General features: G+C 45.8%; 23 protein-coding genes and 1 tRNA gene. 20 read left to right on the forward strand and 4 right to left on the reverse strand.

Annotation, left to right across the window (positions count from 1 at the left end):
* Positions 1 to 6: 6 nt before the first annotated feature.
* The 3 genes from V7O63_RS08740 to V7O63_RS08750 are packed head-to-tail and all read right to left on the reverse strand — an operon-like array spanning position 7 to position 2003.
* Positions 7 to 486, reverse strand: coding sequence for a hypothetical protein (locus V7O63_RS08740; protein ID WP_340818062.1), 480 nt, complete (start codon positions 484 to 486; stop codon positions 7 to 9).
* Between the two features lie 36 nt (positions 487 to 522).
* Positions 523 to 1188: a metallophosphoesterase gene (locus V7O63_RS08745; protein WP_340818063.1), complete on the reverse strand. Its 666-nt coding sequence runs from the start codon at positions 1186 to 1188 to the stop codon at positions 523 to 525.
* A gap of 38 nt (positions 1189 to 1226) precedes the next feature.
* Positions 1227 to 2003 (reverse strand): TIGR00266 family protein, encoded by a 777-nt coding sequence (locus tag V7O63_RS08750; RefSeq protein ID WP_340818064.1) that lies wholly within the window; start codon positions 2001 to 2003, stop codon positions 1227 to 1229.
* Positions 2004 to 2181: 178 nt separating this feature from the next.
* Between V7O63_RS08750 and V7O63_RS08755 the strand changes: the two genes are divergently transcribed.
* The 11 genes from V7O63_RS08755 (at position 2182) to V7O63_RS08805 (ending at position 15540) form a co-directional block, all read left to right on the forward strand.
* Positions 2182 to 3672, forward strand: coding sequence for an aminotransferase class I/II-fold pyridoxal phosphate-dependent enzyme (locus V7O63_RS08755; RefSeq protein WP_340818065.1), 1491 nt, complete (start codon positions 2182 to 2184; stop codon positions 3670 to 3672).
* Between the two features lie 62 nt (positions 3673 to 3734).
* On the forward strand, positions 3735 to 5228 hold the full coding sequence (gene cobD / locus V7O63_RS08760; protein ID WP_340818067.1) for a threonine-phosphate decarboxylase CobD: 1494 nt from the start codon (positions 3735 to 3737) through the stop codon (positions 5226 to 5228).
* Complete coding sequence (locus V7O63_RS08765; protein ID WP_340818068.1) at positions 5225 to 6214, forward strand: cobalamin biosynthesis protein; 990 nt, start codon at positions 5225 to 5227, stop codon at positions 6212 to 6214. Before cobD ends, V7O63_RS08765 begins: the two co-directional genes overlap by 4 nt.
* Positions 6215 to 6241: 27 nt before the next feature.
* Positions 6242 to 6829, forward strand: a complete 588-nt coding sequence (cobZ, locus tag V7O63_RS08770) for an alpha-ribazole phosphatase CobZ (protein ID WP_340818069.1) — start codon at positions 6242 to 6244, stop codon at positions 6827 to 6829.
* Positions 6826 to 7638 (forward strand): adenosylcobinamide-GDP ribazoletransferase, encoded by an 813-nt coding sequence (gene cobS / locus V7O63_RS08775; protein ID WP_340818070.1) that lies wholly within the window; start codon positions 6826 to 6828, stop codon positions 7636 to 7638. Before cobZ ends, cobS begins: the two co-directional genes overlap by 4 nt.
* Positions 7635 to 8267, forward strand: a complete 633-nt coding sequence (locus V7O63_RS08780) for an NTP transferase domain-containing protein (RefSeq protein WP_340818072.1) — start codon at positions 7635 to 7637, stop codon at positions 8265 to 8267. Before cobS ends, V7O63_RS08780 begins: the two co-directional genes overlap by 4 nt.
* Positions 8268 to 8636: 369 nt before the next feature.
* Positions 8637 to 9485, forward strand: coding sequence for a formylglycine-generating enzyme family protein (locus V7O63_RS08785; protein WP_340818073.1), 849 nt, complete (start codon positions 8637 to 8639; stop codon positions 9483 to 9485).
* Positions 9486 to 9730: 245 nt separating this feature from the next.
* The gene (gene ileS, locus V7O63_RS08790; RefSeq protein WP_340818074.1) at positions 9731 to 12907 is read left to right on the forward strand and encodes an isoleucine--tRNA ligase; all 3177 of its coding nucleotides are present in this window, start codon (positions 9731 to 9733) and stop codon (positions 12905 to 12907) included.
* Between the two features lie 6 nt (positions 12908 to 12913).
* Entirely contained in the window at positions 12914 to 13543 is a 630-nt protein-coding gene (locus tag V7O63_RS08795; protein ID WP_340818075.1) for a 6-hydroxymethylpterin diphosphokinase MptE-like protein, read from the forward strand.
* Between the two features lie 97 nt (positions 13544 to 13640).
* On the forward strand, positions 13641 to 14759 hold the full coding sequence (locus V7O63_RS08800) for a DUF373 family protein (protein ID WP_340818076.1): 1119 nt from the start codon (positions 13641 to 13643) through the stop codon (positions 14757 to 14759).
* Entirely contained in the window at positions 14746 to 15540 is a 795-nt protein-coding gene (locus V7O63_RS08805; protein ID WP_340818077.1) for an MTAP family purine nucleoside phosphorylase, read from the forward strand. Before V7O63_RS08800 ends, V7O63_RS08805 begins: the two co-directional genes overlap by 14 nt.
* A gap of 37 nt (positions 15541 to 15577) precedes the next feature.
* Here V7O63_RS08805 and V7O63_RS08810 read toward each other — a convergent pair whose 3' ends face one another.
* Complete coding sequence (locus V7O63_RS08810; protein ID WP_340818078.1) at positions 15578 to 16417, reverse strand: RAD55 family ATPase; 840 nt, start codon at positions 16415 to 16417, stop codon at positions 15578 to 15580.
* Between the two features lie 106 nt (positions 16418 to 16523).
* Here V7O63_RS08810 and V7O63_RS08815 point away from each other — a divergent pair, with 106 nt between their 5' ends.
* The 9 genes from V7O63_RS08815 to V7O63_RS08855 all read left to right on the forward strand — a co-directional run bounded on the left by V7O63_RS08815 (position 16524) and on the right by V7O63_RS08855 (position 23626).
* On the forward strand, positions 16524 to 19001 hold the full coding sequence (locus tag V7O63_RS08815) for a DUF5814 domain-containing protein (RefSeq protein ID WP_340818079.1): 2478 nt from the start codon (positions 16524 to 16526) through the stop codon (positions 18999 to 19001).
* Positions 19002 to 19112: 111 nt separating this feature from the next.
* Positions 19113 to 19514 carry a DUF3467 domain-containing protein gene (locus V7O63_RS08820; RefSeq protein ID WP_340818080.1) on the forward strand — a complete coding sequence of 134 codons (402 nt, stop codon included), beginning with the start codon at positions 19113 to 19115 and terminating at the stop codon, positions 19512 to 19514.
* A gap of 119 nt (positions 19515 to 19633) precedes the next feature.
* Positions 19634 to 19858: an LSM domain-containing protein gene (locus V7O63_RS08825; protein WP_340818081.1), complete on the forward strand. Its 225-nt coding sequence runs from the start codon at positions 19634 to 19636 to the stop codon at positions 19856 to 19858.
* Between the two features lie 19 nt (positions 19859 to 19877).
* Positions 19878 to 20228: an Lrp/AsnC family transcriptional regulator gene (locus tag V7O63_RS08830; protein WP_340818082.1), complete on the forward strand. Its 351-nt coding sequence runs from the start codon at positions 19878 to 19880 to the stop codon at positions 20226 to 20228.
* A gap of 66 nt (positions 20229 to 20294) precedes the next feature.
* Positions 20295 to 20372 (forward strand) — tRNA-Glu (locus tag V7O63_RS08835).
* A 237-nt stretch (positions 20373 to 20609) separates the two neighbouring features.
* The gene (locus tag V7O63_RS08840; RefSeq protein WP_340818083.1) at positions 20610 to 22115 is read left to right on the forward strand and encodes a DEAD/DEAH box helicase; all 1506 of its coding nucleotides are present in this window, start codon (positions 20610 to 20612) and stop codon (positions 22113 to 22115) included.
* Positions 22116 to 22269: 154 nt separating this feature from the next.
* Entirely contained in the window at positions 22270 to 22632 is a 363-nt protein-coding gene (locus tag V7O63_RS08845; RefSeq protein WP_340818084.1) for a CidA/LrgA family protein, read from the forward strand.
* Positions 22625 to 23329: an LrgB family protein gene (locus V7O63_RS08850; protein ID WP_340818085.1), complete on the forward strand. Its 705-nt coding sequence runs from the start codon at positions 22625 to 22627 to the stop codon at positions 23327 to 23329. Before V7O63_RS08845 ends, V7O63_RS08850 begins: the two co-directional genes overlap by 8 nt.
* 69 nt (positions 23330 to 23398) lie before the next feature.
* Positions 23399 to 23626 carry a hypothetical protein gene (locus V7O63_RS08855; protein WP_340818087.1) on the forward strand — a complete coding sequence of 76 codons (228 nt, stop codon included), beginning with the start codon at positions 23399 to 23401 and terminating at the stop codon, positions 23624 to 23626.
* The last annotated feature ends 614 nt before the right edge of the window (positions 23627 to 24240 follow it).

Below are 24240 nucleotides of genomic sequence, written 5' to 3' on the forward strand. Positions count from 1 at the left end.
CCTTTCTTATTTAACGGTAATGGTTCCCTTCATCCTTGCTTCCCATCCAGGTACCTGGTATGTGTATGTACCTGATTCGTTGAAGGTATAAGTGAAGGACAATCTGTATCCTAATGACTTATTCTCCCAGAGACCCTCATTACTTACAAGTGTGAATATCCTTTTAGGGTCGTTACGGTTGAACCACATCACGGAGTCACCTTCATTGATTTCCAGGTTAGCTGGTTGCGTCAGGAAGTTCTCCATATATATCGTATATGTCTTTGCCCCTTCATACTCCCTTATCTCAAGCTTTTCATCCTCTTCTTCGCCTGCATCTCCCTCAACAACATCTTCAATGTCCGTTTCATTTTCTGTCTCATTGACAACATCCTCGCCGGTCAAATTGTCCGTATCGATTCCGTTAGTCTCATCTTCGTCATCGACACATCCGATGACGGTGAAAGAAAGTAATATCAATAATATCAACAAGATCTTTGCTTTCATGTTATCACCTGCTTTATGATATATTTTCGATGGTTATTATATCTTCTCGCCAGCTTCTATGAGTGTTACATCTACATCGGGTTCATCGGCACTTATATCGAGGTCTATAACAGCAGCAAAACCCAATGCTGCCATTCCGGGGTTGACCACTGTGGTCTTCCCGGATGTCACAATACCCCTTGCTTCATGGATGTGTCCGCAAACCATAAGGTCGGCTTTATCAAGGAATGTATTGAGCACTTTGCATCCAACATGCTCATTTCCCACATTATCGAGTATCCCAAAAGGTGGTGCATGTGTGAGGATGACCAGAGGTTCATTATCAATACCCTCCTGCTCTGTTACATTGCCGAGACTTTCCTCATAATCGCATTCCTGTATCTCGAAGGGAGTGCAGAATGGCGTTGGGTTGGACCCTCCCATTCCTATGAACCTGACACCTTCAATAGTGACCGACCTCCCATGCAGGTCGGTTGCGGAAGACTCACCTATGAGCTCTATTATTGAACGCTGATCGCAGTTACCCGGGACTGCAAGCACCTGCTGGTCGAACATTGAGAAGAGTTCAAGTGCCTTCTCATCAGGTCCGAAGTTTGTGATGTCACCTGCAATAAGCACCACATCTACCTTTCCTGCAATTCTCAGTAATTCCTCTATCTTAGAGTAGTTCCCATGCGGGTCTGCAATAGCGAACAATCTCATTATGTTATTTCTCCACTTTTGATGTGTATATCCTGGAATTAGCGGTCCCCGCCAAGCAGGCTGCCAAGAGCATCACTACCAATACCTGCAAGTCCTGAGGATTCCTCTTTCTGTGAACCTGTGTGGTATCGTGATGCGGCAACTATCCTGTCTGCAAGACGTGAGAACGGCAGACTCTGAAGGTATACTTTTCCGGGACCTGTGAGGCTGGCAAGTACCAGTCCTTCTCCTCCGAAGAGTGCGTTCTTGAATCCACCTGCCCACTGTATATCATAGGTTACCCTTTCCTCAAAGGCTGTGATACACCCTGTATCCACCCTGATGGTCTCTCCCGGTGCCAGGTCCTTCTCTACTATAGTTCCTCCTGCATGTACAAAGGCCAGTCCGTCCCCCTTAAGTCTCTGGAGTATGAAACCTTCTCCTCCGAAGAGTCCTGCACCTATTTTCCTGGTCAGTGCGATCTCGATGTCTATACCATTTGCAGCACAGAGGAAAGAGTCCTTCTGGCACAGGAAACTGCCACCGAACTGACCAAGGTCAAGGGCAATTATCTTTCCAGGATATGGTGCACCAAAGGCTACATAGCCCTTACCTGCTGCCTGATGAATGAAACTTGTGATAAAGAAGCTCTCGCCTGTCAATGCGCGTTTGAAACCTTTCAGGAGCCCGCCACCTGTGGATGTTTCCATCTTGATCCCCGGTCCCATGTACATCATTGCACCTGCTTCTGCCCTTACGGCTTCATCTGTATCAAGCTCGATCTCCACAAGCTGCATCTCATTTCCAATTATCTTATAATCGATCTCATCTGCCATCAATATGTCCTCCAATACGTACTTTAATAACTTCAGATAGTTCTGTGTTACTCCTATTTATTGGTTTATCCTCTGAAGTCCATTTGAAGTTCGTTTGAAGTCCTAAATTGCGGACTCTAGCACAACTCAACTTGAATAGTTTAATATATCTCCTCTGCGTAACCACATGTTGATAAGTGTGCACCGAAAAAATTTCCCACTTCATTTGAAGCCTTATTTGCCTGCACTGCAGGCAAAGAAACACAGCGAAAGGGCTTATGATCTTGCTGAAAAATTAAACATTCCAGAATCAGATATTCTTGATTTCAGCACAGATCTAAATCCTCTCGGCACACCTTTCGATCATTCAGGTGAAAAGGACGATATTGAACAAATTATCCTTACTTCGGTCGATAAGATCGGCCAGTATCCTGATAACAGATATCTTGAGCTCAGAAATGCTGCTGCAGCTTTCATTGGACGCGGGACCACCTTTGAGAATATAGTTCCCGGGAACGGTTCATGTGAACTTGTACGTCTTGCGGTCCAGTCGGTTGTAAATGAAGAGGATCTTGTGATAGTTCCCTCTCCTTCATCAGGTCAATACAGACATCTGTCTGAGGTTTTCGGTGCCCATGTACATTCCTTTACCACAAAGGAAATGTTAACGCTCCCGAAGATGACACTGAAACGGGCAAAGGTCGTTATCATCCAGAATCCCAATGACCCTACAGGTGAATTGATATCATATAAGTTCCTTGCAAACCTTGCACGTAACTGTGCAGAACACGGCACTCTTCTCATAGTTGATGAATCATCTATAGAACTTTCCGATCCGGGTATGAGTGTTGCTGGACTTGTACATGATAATGATCATCTTCTGGTTATACGTTCGGTCTCCGGTATAGCTTCCATGCCGGGTATTCGACTGGCATATGCTATTGCATCCCGACCTGTGGCTGATATCCTGAATTCTGCCCGCCTTTCATGGAATATAGGCGCATCAGAGGAGGCTATCGGAATTGCATTTCTCTCTATGGGGAATGGTGAGAACTCGGAATATATCTCAAGGTCACGGAATCTGATCAAAAAAGAAAGGGACTACATTAGCAGGCGTCTTTCCAGGATATATGGTTTCGATCCTTTAAAGAGCAGTGCACATTATCTTCTGGTTGATATAAATGACCTGTTCCTGGATTCAGAAAGGCTTACTGAAGGACTTGCTTCCCATGGGATACTTATCCGTGACTGTAGTGACCTTTTCAATGCAGGGAAAAGGTATGTGAGAATATCTGTCAGACCCCGGAACGAATTCAAGAGATTGATCCGCACCCTTGATGATGTCTTTGCTGAGCTCAGCAAGGAGGATGCAAGGGAAAAGCTTGAGGAGACCATTGAACAGGGTTCCTCTGCTTCAGCCGGAAGAGGCACCTGTGAGTACTATCCATGTCATTTCACAGGACAGGATTGTACATTCTGCTTCTGTCCTTTCTATGCATGTGAAGATGAAAGGACAGGTGGAAAGTGGATCGAGAGTACCACGGGTGGACAGGTATGGAGCTGCGAACATTGCACTTTATTGCATAGACCAAAAGTTGCCAGGGGCGTGCTTGACGCACTTATGGCAGACGGAGACACTGACGATAATATAAGGAGGGCATGGAAGGAAATTATTGTGCCGTTGCTTTGATCCTGTTTTGGATCAATTGAACAGCTTAATATATTTCCTGTTAACTACATGCTTTGATCACTGTGACTGAACAAAGATTACCGCTCCCGATAAAGAAATATCTTCAAAGCCTTGAGCCATGTGCCCACGGCGGACTGATAAGAAAAAGTTCCCAGAAGTACGGAATACCTGAATCAGAGATGCTGGATGCAAGTGCAAGTCTGAATCCTTTTGGAACACCTTTTGAGCAGGATGAACCGGAACTCGATATGCAGGAACTTCTCAGGAAAGGACTCGAGAAACTGGAACAGTATCCTGATAACCGATATCTTGAATACAGGAATGCAGCAGCAGATTTTGTGGGTATGGGAACAACGTATGAGAATATAATCCCGGGCAATGGTTCAACTGAGATCATAAGGCTTGTTGCAGAATGTGTCATCTCTGAAGGTGACATCGTGCTCATCCCAAAACCAACGTTCAGTGAATATGAGATGCAGTGTAAGGTTATGGGAGCACAGATAAAGTACATCGACCAGGAAGATATCCTCGATCTCGATGGCAAGCTTCTTGATGAAGCAAAGATGATCTTTGTATGTAATCCAAACAATCCAACGGGAAAACTGCTCTTAAAGGAGCAGGTTGAAAGGATCGCTGAGAAATGTGCTGAGCATAAGACCATTCTTTTCCTTGACGAGGCTTTCATCGAACTGGCAGATCCGGAGCAGAGTGTTGCTTATCTTGTTGAGGATAATGAGTATCTTTTCATCCAGCGCTCCCTGACAAAGGCCTTCGCTATTCCGGGAATAAGGATGGGATTCGGAGTCACCTCTAAGGAGTTTGCCTCTGTCCTTAATAATGCAAGGCTGTCATGGAACATGGGATGCATTGCCGATACTGTTGCCACGGCCCTTCTGAGAATGGAAGGTGGGGTGAACAGTAAATATCTGGTAGACTCCAGGGATCTCATCGCAAAGGAGCGTGATTTCCTCATGGAGAAACTCTCAAGAAGGGGCTTTAAACCTATTGAGAGTACTGTGAATTACATTTTTGTTGACATTTCCGAGCTTTCCATGGACTCAACTGAACTTGCAGAACGTATGGCCTCACATGGAGTGCTGATCCGTGATTGCAGCTCCTTCCAGGATATTGGCGGAGATTACATCAGGATAGCTATACGTACAAGGGAAGAGAATGAGCGCATTGCATCCACTGTCCGCGAGGCTATAGCTGAATGGGGCAGGGAACAGGCCAGGATGCAACTGGAAGATAACCTGAAAGCTGCTGCAGACTGTGGTCGCATGGGCAGCAATACTGATTGCCCTTATTATTCATGTCACTTTGAAGGTCAGGACTGTACTTTCTGTTTCTGTCCCTTCTACCCGTGCAAGGACTCCCGGACAGGTGGTGAATGGATAGAGAGTTCCAGTGGAGGAGAGGTATGGAGCTGTCTAAATTGTAAGATCGTTCATGATGAACATGTTGTGGATGGACTGTTATCAGTGTTCACAGCTGAAGGACTTAACAAAGAAAGTATAAAGAAAGCATGGGATAGTGTTATGGAGAAGAACCTATGATACTGCCGGTACAGGCAGATGCAATGGATCTTGTGATAGTACTGTTGCTGGCCTATGCCCTTGATCTGATATTCGATGAGCCGCCGGCCTCGGTCCATCCGGTTGTCTGGATGGGAAAGCTTATCGCTTTTTTCAAAAGGAATGTTCCGGCCACTAACAGGAAGCTCTATGGGATATTCATGGGGCTTGTCACCATACTGTTCGGTGTTTCCATAGCATTTATTGTACTGTACATATTCGGCCTTGAAGTAATACCCTCTCCAATACGCTACTTTGTTGCTGCTTATTTCCTTAAGGCAACATTTGCTATACGCTGTCTCTATGGTGCTGCTACTGAGGTCAGGACCGAACTGGATGCCGGCCGACTTGATGAAGCGAGACAGAAGCTTTCCATGTATGTGAGCAGGGATACCTCAAAGCTGGATGAAGGACATGTTTCCTCGGCTATCATTGAAACGACATCAGAGAACTATGTGGATGGAATACTCACTCCTCTGTTGTTCTATGCATGTTTCGGACCTTACGGATTGATAGCTGCCTACGTTTTCAAGGCCACAAGCACCCTTGATTCCATGGTTGGGTATATGGATGAACGCCACAGGGATATGGGATGGTTCTCTGCAAAGCTGGATGATGTACTCAACTGGCTTCCAGCACGTATTTCCGTATTTTTACTCTCTGCAGCAACACTGGTCCTTGATATCTTTTACCGAAAGGTGAAGGTATTGGATTTCAGGAATGCTTTCAGGAGTGGATTCGGAGATGGGATGAAAACCCCGTCCCCGAACTCAGGATATCCTATGGCATCAATAGCCGGTGCACTTAAAGTAAAACTTGACAAACCGAACACCTATGTGCTTGGTGAAGGATATAATCATCCTGCATCAGAAGACATCAAACTTACAAGCTGGATAATAATGATAGCGTCCCTATTAGCTATCGTGGTATGTCTGTTCATAATTGCGGCGTATCATCCAGGATATTGATATTTACAATTCCCCGAAGTGATGGCAATGAAATTATCAGATATCGAATCAGAAGACCTTAAGAAAGACCAGTCAAAGGAACTGGAAGGTGAGATCACCAGGGATATAATCGAGATCCTTGAAGAAGAAGGAATAACGGTTCAGATGCTTGTTGATGCTGCACTGGAACTATATGCCCCTCATCCGGGTATAGAGACCAGGGAGCTTGCGGAGGCAAAGTTCCTTCAGGAGCTTGACATCGCCATCTCCGATCCGAACCTCTGTTTACTGATATATTCAGGAGTATTGCTGGAAAAAGAAGGACGTGAGGGAAGACTACCTAACATCAGCAAGAGTTCCTATGAAAAGGACCTGACATTCATAATTGCCGATGAGGTTCTCGGAACGAGTATATCCAGATACATCAGTGGTGACAAAGGTACGTTCGAGTTCGTACGTTTTGATAAACAGAAGCCAGGTATCCTTGCAGAGCTCGGTCCTTTCATGGATGATGTCATCGGGGGACTTATTGGTGGCGTATCTGCAAGCATGTATACAAGGGCGATGGCAGAGGCAGCTGCCCTGTCGAAGAAACCTGAGAAAAAAGAACCTGAAAGTGATGTGATCGCAGGATGACCGGATTCTTATTAGCCCTTAAGTCAAGTTTCGGTTTCCTTTCAACAATTCCTGTTGGAATTACCATGGAAGGACTGGATGAGTTTTTCAAAAGAACATATCTGCATCAGGTCGTTGGTATCGTCCTTGGTCTGATGATGGGTGCAGTGGCATATCTGCTCATTAGCTTTTTGCCTGTATACATAAGTGCGGTCCTTATGATCGCTTTCATCTACTATATTACCGGTCTCAATCACCTGGACGGTGTGGCCGACCTTGGTGACGGACTGACCGCACATGGTTCTGTTGAGAAGAAACTGAAGGCGCTCAAGGACATGTCTCTTGGTATCGGCGGAGTTGCCTATGCTGCTCTTATTATCCTTGCACTCTACGCTTCCCTCATTTCATTGTATGATGAAGCAAGTGTCCTGTATTCAACAACTGCAGACCTGGCGCGTATTTTCTTCTTTGCTATGTTCGTATCGGAAGTAAGTGCCATGCAATCCATGCTGACTGTAGCTGCATTCGGGAAGTCCATCCACGAGGGTCTGGGTTCCATACTCGTGAACAATACCACAGTACCTAAATACCTTATAGGTTTTGTAATTGGTAGCATTGCCTGTGTTGGAGCATCAATGTACTTTGGTCTTGGAATATCAGGTATATTTGTTTTCCTGGCGGCAATTGTGGCAACGTTTGTGCTGCTTAATGTAAGTAACAGGCATTTTGGTGGTGTGAATGGTGATGTTATTGGTGCTTCCAACGAGTTTGGAAGGATAATAGCATTGATAACCGTCACACTGGTACTAATGTACGGAGGTATTGTTTGAAAGCTATTGTAATGGCTGGTGGACTTGGAAGCAGGCTTGGTATGGGGGAAAAACCCTGCGTCGAGGTATTAGGAAAACCTCTCATATCCTATGTATTGGAAACCCTGCAAGAAACCGAAAGTATAGATGAGATATTCGTTGCTGTGTCCCCTGCAACACCTGACACCGCATCTTATGTGGAAAAGGAATATGCAGGTGAGATACCGGTCATCCATACAGGTGGCGGTAATTACGTCGGTGATATGGTATATGCAGTGAAAGTTGCCGGGATAACAGAGCCACTTATGGTCCTTATGGCCGACCTGCCACTTCTGAACCCTGATCTCCTCGAAAAGGTGATAGGGGAATATAAGGAGTGTGGCAAACCTGCTATGTCCATTTTCTCTCCTATCCATGTTTGTAAAGGTCTGGGCATCAGGCCGGACACCGTTTTCAACTGGGACGGGAAATTGATAGTACCCTCGGGCATCAACATACTTGATGGCAATGATGTGGAAAATGAACAGGAATACATCAGCCTTGTTCTGGATGATATGGAATTCGCTCTTAACATTAATACCCCGGAAGACCTTAAGAGATGCAAGGATATGCTTCTTGAGAAAGGACAACCGTCTGTTACAAACCAGTGATATGGTTTGTGAATGCATATACTGGCATTGTAGTGGTAGCAGTAGTATGATTTATATTGCATGACCACCAACGATTACTACAGTTCCGGTTGGGCGGAAGCGTTAGGGTGGTTGGAGATTCATCAGGCACCTTTCAGGTAAAGGTGCCTATACCCTGGTTATTTCCCGTGTACATGACTGAACGTTAGTATATTCAATTGGAACATATTTTTTCTAACTTATTTTTTCTTATTCTTATCTTCAATTTCTATCGTTTTCGTATCTGTTCTATTTGTACTATTCTTGTTGCATCAGGACTAAACCAAAGAATTTAAATCACGTGCAGGAATAGAACAAATAATATTTAGGTTGTTATACTGAGGGTAGGTTATGAACAAAAGATACATGACACTTATTGTGGCTATCATTGTTATGATAGCGGTCATTGGCAGTGGTTGTACTGATTCCGGTGATGATGGTATCGAAGAGAAACACGAAGAAACCATAGTTGATACTGAACCTGAGGAGGCCGAGGTGGATGACAGTACTTATACCAATTCTATTGGTATGGAGTTCGTGAAGGTCCCTGAAGGTGAATTCTACATGGGTGCTTCTGATGACGAAAGATACAGTGACAAGGATGAGAGGCCTGTGCACTATGTATCCATAGGATACGATTATTATATGGGTGCATATGAGGTCACTCAGGAACAATGGGAAGCAGTGATGGGAGATGATCCATCCAAATTCCAGGGTGATGACCTTCCTGTTGAGAAGGTATCCTGGGTGGATGCCAATGAGTTCGTAGAGAAGCTCAATGGAATGGAAGGCACGGAGTCATATCGCCTGCCCACAGAGGCTGAGTGGGAATATGCATGCAGGGCCGGAACCGATACAGCATTCTCATTCGGTGATGATTCTGCTCTGATGGTCGACTATGGATGGTTCGATGATAATTCAGAGGATAAGACACGTCCTGTCGGTATGAAGGAAGCAAATCCATGGGGTCTCTATGACATGCACGGTAACGTTGCAGAATGGGTGGAAGACGAATACCACAGCAGCTATAATGGTGCGCCGGAAGATGGAAGTGCATGGCTCGGCGGCGTTGACAGAAGAGTTATACGCGGCGGAAGCTGGGAAAATGCAGAGGACAACTGTCGTTCTGCTGTAAGGGACAGTATCGGTGAAGGAAGCCGCGCTGATTATGTCGGTTTCCGTATCGTGAAGGAGATCTGATATCCTTTTTCGGATATCATCTCATCTATTCTTTTTCTTTTTGAATTCAATTTTCTCTCTGCAGGGATACGATAATTCGAAACTTTTAAGTATGATCCGTGATGCCCTTACTTGAAAAAGTATCTGATCATATGAAACAACCGGCTATGTCAATGCAATATATTTAAATCAAATATCGCAGTAGGAATATCACAATTACGATCATATACTAACTATATAATTGACCTTTACATGGAGAATCCTGAATGATAGAGGAGATCACCAATCAATACGATCCAAAGACAATAGAGAAGAAGGTGCATGACCTCTGGGCAGAGGCCGATGCCTATTCAAAAGTACGTGAGCACCGCAGGGGTGCAAAGAAGTTCTTTTTCGTAGACGGACCGCCATACACCACCGGACATATCCACCTTGGAACTGCCTGGAACAAGATCATCAAGGATTCTATTCTGAGATACCGTTCAATGAATGGTTTTGACATCGTTGATCGTGCAGGCTGGGATATGCATGGGCTTCCTATCGAGGTAAAGGTGGAAGGTGCACTTGGATTCACATCAAAGAAGGATATCGAGGAATATGGTGTAGGCAATTTCATCGAGAAGTGTAAGGAATTCGCACTGAACCAGAAGGATGACATGACCGACCAGTTCCAGATGCTTGGTGCATGGCTTGACTGGAAGGACCCATACATGACCCTCAGGGATGAGTACATAGAGGCTGCATGGTGGACCATGAAACAGGCACAGGAAAAGAATCTCCTTGAGCAGGGTAAACGTGTTGTCAACTGGTGTCCACGTTGCGAAACAGCAATTGCTGATTCTGAAGTGGAATATGAGGACAGGACTGATCCTTCAATATTCGTCAAGTTCAAGATAAAGGGTGAGGAGAACTCCTTTGTCGTTATCTGGACCACAACTCCATGGACCATACCATCCAACGTTGCAGTGGCAGTCCATCCGTCATTCGAGTACGCGAAGGTAAAGGCAATAGCTGCTGATGGAAATGAAGAGATACTCATTGTAGCTTCCGAACTTGTGGAGAACGTGCTCAGGAAGGGAAGATATACCGATTATGAGATCCTTGAGACAATGCTTGGTGAGGATCTGACATCACTATCATACGAAAGTCCGCTGGCTGACATGGTGCCAAGACAGGCAGAGATGGAACATGGCATCTATCTTGCAGATTACGTAACCGCAGAGAACACAGGTTGTGTACACATAGCACCTGGCCACGGTATGGACGACTTTGAAGTAGGAAAGAAGAACGGTCTTCCAATATTCTGCCCGGTAGGTTCCGACGGACGTTACACCGAAGCTGCCGGGGAATATGCAGGCATGCATATCCGTGAGGCAAACAAGGTTGTTATCGAGGACCTTATCGAACGTGGAAGACTTCTCTCAGAAGGGACCATCGACCACAGGTACGGACACTGCTGGCGTTGTAAGACCCCTATCATCTATCTGGCAACAGAACAGTGGTTCATCAAGATCGGTGAGCTCAAGGACCAGATGCTCGATGAGATCGCTCAGGTCAAGTGGTATCCTGAATGGGCAGGCTCTGCAAGGTTCAAGGACTGGATAGAGGGAGCACGTGACTGGTGTGTATCCCGTCAGAGATACTGGGGTATCCCAATACCTGTCTGGAAGTGCAGTACCTGTGATAAGATGCATGTTATCGGTACCAAGGAAGAGCTTCAGCAGGTGTCCGGTGTTCCTGATGACATAGAACTTCACAGGCCATATGTGGATGAGATCATGCTGGATTGTGAGTGCGGTGGCAAGATGAAGCGTGTAGAGGATGTTTTCGATGTCTGGTTCGATTCAGCCGTGGCATCATGGGCGACACTGCGCTTCCCGCAACAGCAGGAAGATTTCGACAAATGGTGGCCTGCAGACTTCATCACAGAGGGACAGGACCAGACACGCGGATGGTTCTATTCACAGCTGGGTGCCAGTATGGTGGCCTTCGGAAAGGCACCTTACAAGAGTGTACTGATGCACGGTTTTACCCTTGACGGTGAAGGCAGGAAGATGTCCAAGAGTCTCGGCAATGTCGTTGCACCTGGCGATGTCATTGAAGAGTTCGGCGCGGATTCTCTCAGAAGTTTCGTATTATCATCAAGTGCTCCCTGGGATGACCTGAAATTCGCACAGGATGAGCTCAGGAATATCCACAGGACACTGAACATCCTCTGGAACGTGTACCGTTTCCCATTACCTTACATGGTGCTTGACAAGTTCGACCCTGCACAGGTATCACTGGAATCCGTCAAACCGCATCTGCGTAAAGAGGACAGGTGGATACTCTCAAAGGCACAGTCACTTGTAGCTGATGTGGACGATGCCATGTCAAAGTGCACACTGCACAGGGCTCTGAGATCGATCAATGAGTTCGTGCTCGAGGACCTTTCAAGATGGTATATCCAGCTTATCAGACCAAGGACATGGGTAGAGGCTGATGACCCTGACAAACTGGCAGTATATCGTGTACTGTACGATGTCTTCGTTCTCACTGCAAAGGTCATTGCTCCTTTCATGCCACACCTTGCAGAGGAGATGTACCAGAACCTTGTGAGGAATGTTGACCCTGATGCACCGGTAACCATTCACATGAACGACTGGCCACAGGTGGATGAGAGCCTTGTTGACAAGGACCTTGAAGCTCACATGGACATGGTGCGTTCAATTGTAGAATCAGCATCCAATGCACGTCAGAAGGTAGGAAGGAAGCTCAGGTGGCCTGTATCACGTATCGTGCTCACACCTGTGAGCCAGCAGGCAGCAGATGCTGTGACCGAGCTTAAGTCTGTACTTATGGACCAGACCAATTCCAAGGACATAGTTCTCACCGGCATCGATGAGGCATGGGATGAACTTGGATTCGAGGCAAATCCTGACCCCGGTGCCATCGGTCCTGTATTCAAAGGCGATGCAGGAAAGGTCATTGGTGCAATAAAGCAGGCAGATGCCCTTGAACTGAAGAAGGCACTGGCACTTGAGGACCAGTATGAACTTGAGGTAGCTGGCGTTTCAGTTACCATCAAACCTGAAATGGTCAATTTTGAGGAAACACTGCCTGAAATGGTTGCAAGCGCACAGTCAACTGCAGGTATCATCTATGTGGATGCCAACCTTACCCGTGAGATCGAATCCGAGGGTTTCACAAGGGAAGTTATCCGCAGGGTACAGGATATGAGGAAAGAGCTCAATCTTGCAGTTGATGACAACATCAAGACCCATATACAGATCAATGATGAGAGGGTACTTGACCTTGTGCTGGATCGTGAGCAGTATATTGCAAAAGAGACCCGTGCCAATATACAGGTAATCGGTCTTGATGTGGATACTTCAGGCTCCCTTGAGAAGGACTGGGATGTTGAAGGTATATCCATGACCATCGGCATAACAAAGATGGAATGAGTTTACATGGACTTCAATGAATGGGAACCCATTTACGAGTCCATCTTAAAGGACATGGGCTTTAGCAGGGAAGGTGATGAGCGGGCAGCTCTCATCCTCTCTGGTATGCTCGGTCCCTCCAACTCGGTCGCTATCTCAGAGATAAGGAAGCTTGTCGAAGGCAGGGATACCCTTGTCTGCGGTAATGCCCCGGTTCTTCGGGATGAACTTGAACTCATTGACCCGGATGTTTTCACTATAATTGCTGCTGACGGAGCCACGGCTGTATTAATGGACAGGGGAATAGTTCCTGACATCATAGTGACGGATCTGGATGGGGATGTTGAGAAGGAGATCCTTGCAAATAAGGAAGGTTCCCTGATGGTGGTACACGGGCACGGTGACAACATCGATAAGCTGGAGGCGTATGTTCCGATGCTTAGCAGTATCGTAGGCAGTACGCAGGCAGCTCCGCTGGAAAATGTCTATAATTTCGGTGGTTTCAGTGATGGTGACAGGTGTGTCTATCTGGCAAAGGAATTCGGTGCAGCCAGTATAACCCTTGTAGGTTTTGACTTTGATGATTTGGATGTCAACCCTATCAAGAAAAAGAAGCTCGAATGGGCTCGTATGCTGATCGAGCGGATCGTTCCATAGTTTCACTGAACTTTTTCTATCTTTTATAAGTTCCTTGCAGATACTGTTTTATCAGAATCTATTTATATTTTCGTTATAAATATGCAACAGGAGTTTCATGCAAACACTGGTTATCTGTATTGACAGGGACAATGATCTTGGGGACAAGGCAAATGTCACGGCACCTCTTATCGGTAAGGAAGCAAACATAGAGGCAGCTGTGAAACTGGCCACAGCAGATCCCGAGGATTCGGACACCAATACCATATTCGGTGGTGTGAAGATACTTGATGAGCTGCTTGCAAAGGGTGTGGATGCTGAGATAGTCACCTTTGCAGGAGATAAGAACATAGGTATCATCTCCGATCAGAAGATAGCGAACCAGCTTGACATGATCCTTAAGAAATTTCCGGCAGAGTCCGCGATATTCGTATCCGATGGGGCAGAGGACGAGACATTGCTGCCTATCGTCCAGTCACGGATCAAGATCGATTCTGTTAAGCGTGTAATTGTAATGCAGAGTGCCAATCTGGAAAGTACCTATTATATCATCAAACACGCATTCAACGATCCCAAGATATCCCAGACATTCTTCGTACCGCTGGGACTTGCCTCTCTCATATATGCATTCTTCCTGCTGATCGATTACGCACAGGGTGCGATCATCGGTATCCTTGCAGCTATTGGTCTTTATATGCTTTACAGGGGATTCAGCGATACGGTGGATCTTTACTGGGAGAAACTAAAGGATTCTTTCTATTCAGGAAGGCTGACCTTCTTCACCTATGCAATAGCGGCTTTCCTTGTAGTCATCGGAACCATACTGGGTCTTAGGGACGTTTGGTCACTCTATACTGCAGAAGGTATCTGGTACTATGGTATGATCCCTTTGCTTACTGCTTTCGTCCACAAGACCATATGGATCTATGTCCTGGCACTGCTCTTTGCAGATACAGGCAAGATAGTGGATAGTAAAAAGCGTGGAGAGCCCATTAACAGGTATCTCGTACCTGCTTTCTTCATACTATCCATAGGTTTCCTTTTCTGGGGAGCCACCAGTTATCTCACCTCAATGAGTCCTGTACTCACAGGTAGCAATGATATGGTCAGTGGGTTGCAGTTGTTCGTGTATTCGATAGTGTTTGCCATCATCCTTGCACTTGCAGGCATCAGGATATCGAATAACCCCGGTTCAAATGACAGAAGGAAAAAAGGTTCTAAAAATGCAGGCAAATGATACAGTGTATCAGGAAACGGACCTTGCTGCAGCGGTTATCGGAGGTGTTGCTTTTAGCTCAGAGGGTCCATCCAAAGAGCTTGAGGTAAGCACTCCCTATGGAAAGGTCCCGGTCAGTATCTCGGTCATTGGTGGCCGCAATGTGCTCCTTATGTCCCGGCATTCAGGTGATAATGGACATCTTCCTCCTCACAGGATCAACTATCGGGCTAATATCCATGCTATACATGAACTGGGTGTCAGGAATGTCATTTCCACCAATTCAGTGGGGACCATGAAGAACCATCCTGTTGGAAGTTTCTTCCTGCCTGATGATTTCATAGACCTTACAAAGAACAGGCCATCCACTTTTTTCGATGAAAAGACTGTACACGTTGATGTCAGTGAACCCTATTGTCCCTCTATACGTGACCTTATGAAGGATTCCCTTGAGGAAAGGAATATCGGTTTTTCAGAGGGTGTCTATGTATGCACTGAAGGACCACGCTTTGAAACAAAGGCTGAGATCCGTATGATGAGGCAGTTCGGTGATGTAGTGGGTATGACAGGTCTGCCTGAGGTCGTCCTGGCAAAGGAAATGAACATGTGCTACGCATCCATCTGCACTGTCACGAATGATGCCTGTGGGCTTGGTAATAACAAAATGACCGTCAGCGAGGTACTGGATACCCTTGCAGATGTCGATGAGAGATTACAGGATGTAATATCCGATGTGATAGAGGCGTTGCCTGAGAAGAGTTCCTGTAATTGTAAATATTCAACTTCTGATTCTGAACTTTAACATAGTGAAAAAAGAGGTATTTTGCATGATGTATCCATCATGCGATATCCTTTGACGTGTCTATCTGTACACCGTCACCTATCTTGAACTTGATGATCTCAGTACTTGGTATCATTCCCCTTATCTTTGGGATCGCAAGTTTGCTGTCGATCTTATCAGCACCTTTGTCGAGCATGGATTCAAAGATCACATCACAAAGGCCATAGACAAAGTTCTCTACATCATGACCGTTGCCGTTCTTGATCCCATAGAGATATGTCAGGCATCCGAGTTCCTTTGTTGTTTCGTAGAGCACGTTGATAAGTTGTCTGATAAGACCTTTGTTCACAGTAAGTTCCATGAAGAACGAGAATGAATCAAATATTATGTTCACTTCCTCGCCGCTGGAATCGTTTGCAATGTTGCGTAGATTGTACTCTGTGAACTCTATGATCTTCGAGTCTATGAACTCGTTCCCGACATTATCTGACATGTCGCCACATGAAGTACAGTAATATTCGCTATATATGTCAACGAAGACGATGTTCCCGGGGTCGAATCCAAGGTTTATCACGTCGTTGAGCACATAACGTGGTCTTCTTGATGTCGTGAAATAATAGGTTGTTCTCGATTGGGTGAACTGGTAAAGGAAAACTTCTGACATCGACCGTGGGTCCGCTGAGAAATATGTCAGTGAACCGGTTGGCAATCCTCCTCCCAGTGTCCTGTCAAGAACATTGATCCCGGTTTGTGTAAGACGTACGCCTTCTTCGATCACAAGGCTCTGGTCATGATCCTGTTTTTTAAGACTGTCATATAAAGAGGTTTCTATAGCTTCTATGGATTCTGCCTCTTGATCGATGTTTTTTGTTTCCAGCATGTTTTTAGGACCCGCCATTTCTATCCTGTATGAGTTAATGTTTATATTAACTTTAATATTATAAAAATCTTATTTTACATATATACAATAGTATTTATAGGCTATGGATCATCAAAGGTCAGCGATGACTCTCTGGATACTTGCAAGTGCCGAAAGGTCAAAGATAATGATCCTGACGATACGGGATAAGAAGAAAAAGCCTCTTTTTGTCGGTGAGCTTATCCTGAGAGATACGGATGCAGGTCCACGTCCCCATAAGTTCAAGGTCAAGACCAATGGAAAAGGAGAGTTCAAGCCCCCTTCTGAGTTCATCGACCTTTTGAGGACAGCTGACCGTATAATGATAGCAAAGGGCGGGGATGAAAGACAGACGGCGAATTTTGCTGAGATGCTCAGTGGATTCCAGATGAGCGCTGATGTTGTGAATGCATGCAGGTTCTGTCTTCTTAAGAACAGGTTCAATTTCCTGAACCGACGTTCTATAAGGTATCACAGGGAGAAGGTCTGTGAGGACTGTGCACGTGAGGAGCTCTTCCGCACGCTCCAAAGTTCCCATATGAACTATGGTGATGAGGTCTGTGAGCGTTTCGAGGAGATGATGCTCAAGACAAAGGACCTTGACAGGACAATGGCCATGATAAGTCCTGATGACATCGACCCAGACCTTACAAGGTTCGATTCGATCGCTGCTAATACTTCGGTGCCCACTGAGAAGATAATGGGTCTGCCTTTGCATAAGAGCTTCAAGAAGATCCTCCTTGCAAAGTCCGATACTCTCCTGCCTGTACAATCACTGTCGGTCGAGAATGGTCTTCTCAAGGGGCAGAACCAGCTCGTTACGTCCGTGACGGCTACGGGAAAGACATTGATAGCCGAACTTGCAGGTATAGAGAACATTCTCAGGAAGAAGGGCAAGCTGCTTTATCTTGTACCCCTTGTCGCACTTGCCAACCAGAAGTATGACCAATTCACGAAAAGATATTCACCTATAGGTATCAAGACCTCCATACGTGTCGGTAGTGAGCGTATAAAGACAAAGAAGAGCGCCTCTATGAAGAGAACCCTCGATTCTGATATCATAGTTGGAACATACGAGGGTTTCGACCAGGTTCTGAGAACCGGCAATGCGGACCTGTTCGGTCAGATAGGAACGGTGGTCATAGATGAGGTGCACACGATCGAGGATTCGGAAAGGGGTCATCGTCTGGATGGCGCCATTGCAAGGTTGAAGTATGTTGCACCGGGAGCTCAGTTCATCTACCTTTCCGCGACCGTGGCAAAACCAAAACTAAGGGCAAAACAACTTGGTGCTAAACTGATCGAGTATGAGTATCGTCCCGTGCCTATAGAAAGGCATCTTATTCTGACACCCGAACATTCCAAGACAAGAATAATGGCACGTCTTGTACGTCAGGAGTTCTCAACGACCTCCTCAAAAGGACACAAGGGCCAGACTATCATATTCACAAATTCAAGACGTAATTGTCATCGTATAGCAGAGGCGCTACCGATCTCAGCTTCCGCGTACCATGCGGGTCTTACGAGCCAGGAGAGGAAGAAGGTGGAGATCGCTTTTGTCAAGGGTAAGCTCCCTGTTGTGGTAACAACGGCAGCACTGGCAGCAGGTGTCGATTTCCCTGCATCACAGGTAATCTTCGAATCCCTTGCAATGGGTATCGAATGGCTCACCATGCAGGACTTCCTCCAGATGCTGGGACGTGCAGGAAGACCGGATTATCATGACCGTGGTGAGGTAGTTGTGCTTGCTGTTCCCAATAAGAAATACTCGAATGACAAAGGTGATACTGAGGATGCTGTTGCCCTGAAACTGTTGAAGGGGGAGATGCAGCACACGAAGGTCGAATATGGCGAGGATGAGAAGCTGGAAGAGATCCTTGCTTCGGCTGCTGTCACTTCATCGAAGAACGACCTGAAAAGCATCCATTCTAAAATGCTTGCAGATTATAATGTCGATATACTGCTGGATAAACTGGCACGGAACAAATTCCTGCATAAGAAGGAAGACTTCATATCACTTACAAGGTTCGGTAAGATAGCTGCAGGACATTTCCTGTCCGTCTCAAAGGCTTTTCTCATACGTGACTCAGTACTTGTGGACCAGGATCCTATCGTCACGGTCTCGAACCTCGAGTTCTTCGATGCGGTCTATTACAAGTATGCTGCACGCGTGTCTGCTGCTCTTAATGTGAACCTGCCTTCCAGGGTTTTCCAGGGTGCTTCACTGGACATTCTCTTTGAGGGTGAGAACATGGATAGACTGGATGTGACACTGCGTGATCAGCTAATGGATTTCGCAGCGGATTTCCTTACCTGTAGTTGTCGTGATTCGCCTTATTGTGGTTGTGCTGAACGCAAGTTCTCTGAGAAGATAATCTCCATAAGGGCTGAAGGATATGACCCTGAGGGTATTGTAAAAAAGCTGGAGCATCTCTATGGTATCACTGCGTACCCGGGTGACGTGCTGGGTTATCTTGATAATGTGGTGCGTAATCTGGAGGCTGTGGAGATGATAGCTTCTGCTCATTCTAAGAGGGAAATTGCATCAAAGGCTCGTGGTCTCAGGAAACTTGTTGAAGGATGAGGCTCTTTTAACTGACAGTTGGCTGGCCGTTAATTTTGATCAATCAGTGCAGCCTTATCAAAAATTATAAAGGTCATGCATACAGATAGAATCAATTGAGGATACGGTGGTATGGACACAGAAGTACCAGAAGGTAAGATAATGACCGAGAAACCGGAAGAGATAAAGAAGAAAAAGAGTGTGAAGATCGAGCTGTATAAGCCGGATGATTTCAAACAGGTATATTCCATAGGCGCAGTCGGAGGACACAGCCCTTATGATTTCAGGATAGGGTTCTACAATGATATGCCCATGGCAACGGGTAAGTCCGACGGTGAGCAGGTCATTCAGAGAAGACTTGAGACAGAGGTCATACTTTCTCCTCTGGCAGCAGTGGAACTCGCACGCTGGCTGGGTCAGCATATCCAGAACTATGAGGCCGCATTCGGTCCTATAACAAAGCCACAGGTCAAAGCTTCTAATAAGAAGTCCGAATCGGTACAGGACAGTACCGATCTGCAGGGTTATATCTGATAAGAAAGGCCATCTTTATCAGGTAAATCGCTAAGAATAAATATGATATTGGCTATTTTAATAAGCCTGAGAATTAATGGCATTCACATTATTCTTTTAAATGAAAGAGAGGATTAATTTTGTTCCCAAATAAGAAAGTCCAGAAGTTGATCGGATCTAAGATCCAGGTTGAGATGAAAGGTGACCTTCACCATCTCGAAGGAACTTTAAAGAGTGCAGATGACTACATGAACCTGCATCTGGTGGACACCGTTGAGATCGCTGACGGTGAGCGCCTGCGTTCCCTTGGTTCCGTGGTGTTGCGTGGTAACAACATCATTCTTGTTGTCCCGATGGAAGAATAACTCTTCAGTGGAAACTAACATGAGTATTGAAGAGACCGCATTGAACATTATTCGCGACAGCAAGGAGGGGGTTTTCCAGAACGAGCTCTGGAAGATCCTTGATATTGACAGTCGTAAATGTTCCAGGGTAGTGTCCAAGCTTTTGGATGATGACCTTATCACTCGTGAGCAGGCTGTCGCCAATGGAGCAAGGACATATCTCCTTAAAGTAAAGGAAGAGGAGAAACCATGCTTCGATCTCCTTATGTCCGGTGAGATGTTCTCACCATGTGCAGGATGCAGGGATGCATGTCAGCCTGAGACCTGTGAGAAGATCACTGCATGGGTCGCGAACATCAGTGATGATGAAAATTCAGCGGAGATTTGCTGATTATCCGAAAGCTTTATATACAATATGTGCTATGTTGGAGTCGCTTCACTAAAGCGAAATCAACGTGCTCCGGTAGTGTAGTCCGGCCAATCATTCCGGCCTTTCGAGCCGAAGACTCGGGTTCGAATCCCGGCCGGAGCACCATACAATTTTTCAAATAAATTATTGAAGTTAACATCCCATGTTTTACTTGTAAATTGTTGACCCTTAAAGGCTTGATATCGTTTTTTTAGAACACAACCATGATCTTATCTACAGATGTTCTACTGTATGGAATATGTTGCAGAGTCTGGCAAGAAGGACAATAGATAATCGTTCCTTGCAGAAGCCGGACAGGATGCAATTTCCAGCGAGCCTTGCAGTGTAACTTGAGGTACAACTATGTCATTCGATGATCTTAATCTAATATTTCCGCTTCAACGGGCTTTGTCCGATGAAGGCTATACTGATCCCACTCCTATACAGGAAGGGTCCATACCACATCTTTTGAAAGGTGAGGATATGATAGGCATTGCCCAGACAGGTACGGGCAAGACAGCTTCGTTCATATTACCGATCCTGCACAATATGTCAGCTTCAAAGAAGAGGGCACGTCCGAGAAGCCCCCGTGTACTGGTGCTTGCACCAACAAGGGAACTTGCTGCCCAGATAGGGGACAGTTTCTCGACATACGGCAAATACACCCGTTTCAAGCACACTGTGATCTTTGGTGGTGTTGGTCAGAGTCCACAGGTCAGAGCCATCTCAAAGGGCGTAGATTCCCTTGTAGCGACTCCTGGCAGATTACTGGACCTTGTGGACCAGGGACACATCGATCTCTCTGATGTGGAGTATTTCGTCCTTGACGAGGCTGACAGGATGCTTGACATGGGCTTTATCAACGATGTGTATAAGGTCGTTGGATTATTGCCGCAGAAGCGCCAGTCTCTTTTCTTCTCAGCTACCATGTCACCTGAGATATCAAAGCTTGCTAAGAAGATGCTGACAAATCCTGTGACCGTGGAGGTAACTCCACAGGCAACAACGGTCGAGCGTATCGACCAGTACATTTTCTTTGTTGACTCCGAGGACAAGAACGAGCTTATACTGCAACTCCTCAGGAGCAAGCACCTTGAATGTGTGCTGATCTTCACCCGTACGAAGCACCGTGCCAACAAAGTAGCTCAGACGCTTAACAAGAACAGGATACCTGCAGATGCGATACATGGTAACAAGTCCCAGACACACCGTACAAAGGCACTTCAGGATTTCAGGACAGGACAACTGCGTGTACTGGTTGCAACAGACATTGCAGCCCGTGGTATTGATATCGATGATATATCACACGTGATCAACTATGACCTGCCTAACATCCCAGAGAGTTATGTACACCGCATCGGGCGTACTGCAAGAGCAGGAGCCGATGGAACAGCATTCTCTTTCTGTGCTTCAGATGAGCGTGATCACCTCCGTGAGATAGAGAAGCTTATCAGGATGGAGATCGAGGTTGCCGAACATGACTATCATTCAGAGAAGGCAATGAACGCCACAGGTGCTGATGCAAAACCCGCTCCGAGACAGCATGGACAAAGGAAAGGTCCCGGTCCTAAAAGAGGTCATGGCAGGGGTAAGAAAGGTGAAGGTAAAGCCAGGTCCGGTGAGGGTAAAGGAAAAGCTAAAAGCGACGATGGCAAAGCAAGGTCCAAACCTCAAGATGGTGAAACTAAGAAAGAAGGCAGAAGAACTGTCAGAAGGGAAAAGAAGAACGTCAAGGCCAATGCTCTCAAGTCCTCCCCATCTAACAGGCAAAGCGGTCAGAGGGCCCAGAGCGGACCGAAAGGTCAGGGCAGGAACAAGAGTGGTAAGCGCTCCGGTTCCGGTAATAACAACCAGAACAGGAACAAATGATATTCCGATCAGGAATATCTTTCATTTTCCAGTGGTATGATGTCAGCATGAACCGAAAGTGCTAATATCTGCCACTGACCTTATAACCGCTTCAGAGCAGTACATTTGTTGTTCTTATGTTGTTCTGCTTTTTAAAAAACGAAAGTGATCTTGAATGAAGTATCTCATCCATGTCATCCAATTCGGAATAATTCTTGCTATCTGTTATCTGGGTGACCTGATACACAATTATCTCAGTCTGCCCATCCCTGGAAACGTTCTGGGAATGGTTATCCTGCTGATATTCCTGTTGACAGGTGTGATCAAGCTGTCCATGATAGAGGATGTAAGCAATTTCTTCCTGAAACATCTCGCATTCTTTTTCATCCCGGCAGCTGTGGGAATTATTACGTGTTTCACGATACTTGAAGGAAAGTGGACTGCACTTTTTATCATTTCAGTGGTCTCGACCTTCATCATTGCAGTTGTCACCGGTGCAACGGTACAGATACTGATGAGGAGGCGGTCCGTTGAGTGAGCTTATCTCCCAGCTAGTGCAGTCACCTGTGTTCGGCATAGGTATCTCCCTGCTGACATTCTATGCAGGTGGACTGGTCTACAAAAGGACAGGGTCCCCCTTCATGAATCCCCTTGTCCTGAGCATGCTGATGATAATAGTCCTGCTCTTAGGTTTGCATATCAGTTTCGAGGATTACAACAGGGGTGGGCAGTTCATATCGTTCTTCCTGGGTCCGGCCACTGTTATCCTTGCCGTGCCACTGTACAGGAAGATAAGCCTTCTGAAGGAGAATGTGTTCCCGATAATCGCCGGCATCAGTGTAGGTTCTGCTGCGGGGATCATCAGCATCATTGTGATGTGCAGGATGTTCGGACTGGATGAGCTGGTGAGCGTCTCCATGATACCTAAATCGGTCACGACACCGATCGGTATCGAGATCTCGAACCAGCTTGGAGGTCTGCCATCAATTACCGTGGCTGCAATTGTCTTTACAGGTATAGCCGGTGTGATGCTGGGTCCGATGGTCTGCAAGCTGTTCAGGATAGATGATGAGGTGGCGGTGGGTGTTGCCATCGGTACTTCTTCCCATGCCCTTGGGACCACCAAGGCTGTGGAACTTGGAGAGACCGAGGGAGCCATGAGTGGTCTTGCAATAGGCATTGCCGGACTGGTAACGGTGTTCCTTGCTCCGTTGCTGGCGAAGTTGTTGATGTGATAATACCACTGTTCTGTGGAAATTATTATCTCGATGAATATCACTATATCCTTTGAATGGGGAATTTTCATGATCCTTATACAAAGAAGATATCAGGAAGAGGCTGAAGAGATCGATGAGAAGGATATCGACCGTGTGAAACTGAACCTTGGGATCACAAGGAAGGTCTGCTGCGGTGGGCGGGAGAAAAAGGACTATGACCTTGGATGGATCAAGAACCCAAAGGACATGAAGATAACCACTGTAAAGGATTATGAGATAAAGGACAGGGTGCTTGAGGTCTGGATCGAACCGTGATCCGATTTTTTAATTCAAGTTATTTACAGTATTCATATTTCAGTTCTGTAGTGATCCTCACTTGAATGTAAAATAAAGTTTAAGCACAGATCATTTTCACTTTTTCGGACCGTGCCAGCTTCGCCGGGACCCTCCGGGATCGATCAAGTAATTCATGTCTCCAATCAGTTTAACTTATTGTTCCCTGTACCCTTGCGTTTCTGATAGTTCTGCAAAAGATCATTGGCAAACAAAGAACAATGCTACCATCCGCCTTAGGCGGCACATTCTTTTTCTATCATCCTGAAAACTATTGAAATATTGCAGTTGTTTCAGTCCAATAAGAATTGCTGTGTTCAAAGTTGCAATTAACAGGATCTCTACAGAGCCGTATATTCCTTCTTTAAGCAACCATATAACAAAAATATCTTTTTAATGCAAAATTATAACTACTGTTAAGTATGCTCGCTATTATCAAAAAAATGTGGATCAATGGTTAATTGATCAGGATCGAGCAGATAAAATAGCAAAGCATATATTCAGGTTTTAACATCTCAAATAAGATAAGTTTGTTTACATAGCCCTGCTTATCATACGATATGACTGGGCCAGTGGTTCGCACTTGATATTTGGCT

Origin of the sequence: Methanolobus sp. WCC4 (genome assembly GCF_038022665.1) — an archaeon.
Taxonomy (GTDB): domain Archaea; phylum Halobacteriota; class Methanosarcinia; order Methanosarcinales; family Methanosarcinaceae; genus Methanolobus.

Coding starts and splice junctions, on each gene's coding strand:
- V7O63_RS08740 (WP_340818062.1), bottom strand. CDS start 486: ATGAAAGCAAAGATCTTGTTGATATTATTGATATTACTTTCTTTCACC.
- V7O63_RS08745 (WP_340818063.1), bottom strand. CDS start 1,188: ATGAGATTGTTCGCTATTGCAGACCCGCATGGGAACTACTCTAAGATA.
- V7O63_RS08750 (WP_340818064.1), bottom strand. CDS start 2,003: ATGGCAGATGAGATCGATTATAAGATAATTGGAAATGAGATGCAGCTT.
- V7O63_RS08765 (WP_340818068.1), top strand. CDS start 5,225: ATGATACTGCCGGTACAGGCAGATGCAATGGATCTTGTGATAGTACTG.
- cobZ (WP_340818069.1), top strand. CDS start 6,242: ATGAAATTATCAGATATCGAATCAGAAGACCTTAAGAAAGACCAGTCA.
- cobS (WP_340818070.1), top strand. CDS start 6,826: ATGACCGGATTCTTATTAGCCCTTAAGTCAAGTTTCGGTTTCCTTTCA.
- V7O63_RS08785 (WP_340818073.1), top strand. CDS start 8,637: ATGAACAAAAGATACATGACACTTATTGTGGCTATCATTGTTATGATA.
- ileS (WP_340818074.1), top strand. CDS start 9,731: ATGATAGAGGAGATCACCAATCAATACGATCCAAAGACAATAGAGAAG.
- V7O63_RS08795 (WP_340818075.1), top strand. CDS start 12,914: ATGGACTTCAATGAATGGGAACCCATTTACGAGTCCATCTTAAAGGAC.
- V7O63_RS08800 (WP_340818076.1), top strand. CDS start 13,641: ATGCAAACACTGGTTATCTGTATTGACAGGGACAATGATCTTGGGGAC.
- V7O63_RS08805 (WP_340818077.1), top strand. CDS start 14,746: ATGCAGGCAAATGATACAGTGTATCAGGAAACGGACCTTGCTGCAGCG.
- V7O63_RS08810 (WP_340818078.1), bottom strand. CDS start 16,417: ATGGCGGGTCCTAAAAACATGCTGGAAACAAAAAACATCGATCAAGAG.
- V7O63_RS08815 (WP_340818079.1), top strand. CDS start 16,524: ATGACTCTCTGGATACTTGCAAGTGCCGAAAGGTCAAAGATAATGATC.
- V7O63_RS08820 (WP_340818080.1), top strand. CDS start 19,113: ATGGACACAGAAGTACCAGAAGGTAAGATAATGACCGAGAAACCGGAA.
- V7O63_RS08830 (WP_340818082.1), top strand. CDS start 19,878: ATGAGTATTGAAGAGACCGCATTGAACATTATTCGCGACAGCAAGGAG.
- V7O63_RS08840 (WP_340818083.1), top strand. CDS start 20,610: ATGTCATTCGATGATCTTAATCTAATATTTCCGCTTCAACGGGCTTTG.
- V7O63_RS08845 (WP_340818084.1), top strand. CDS start 22,270: ATGAAGTATCTCATCCATGTCATCCAATTCGGAATAATTCTTGCTATC.
- V7O63_RS08855 (WP_340818087.1), top strand. CDS start 23,399: ATGATCCTTATACAAAGAAGATATCAGGAAGAGGCTGAAGAGATCGAT.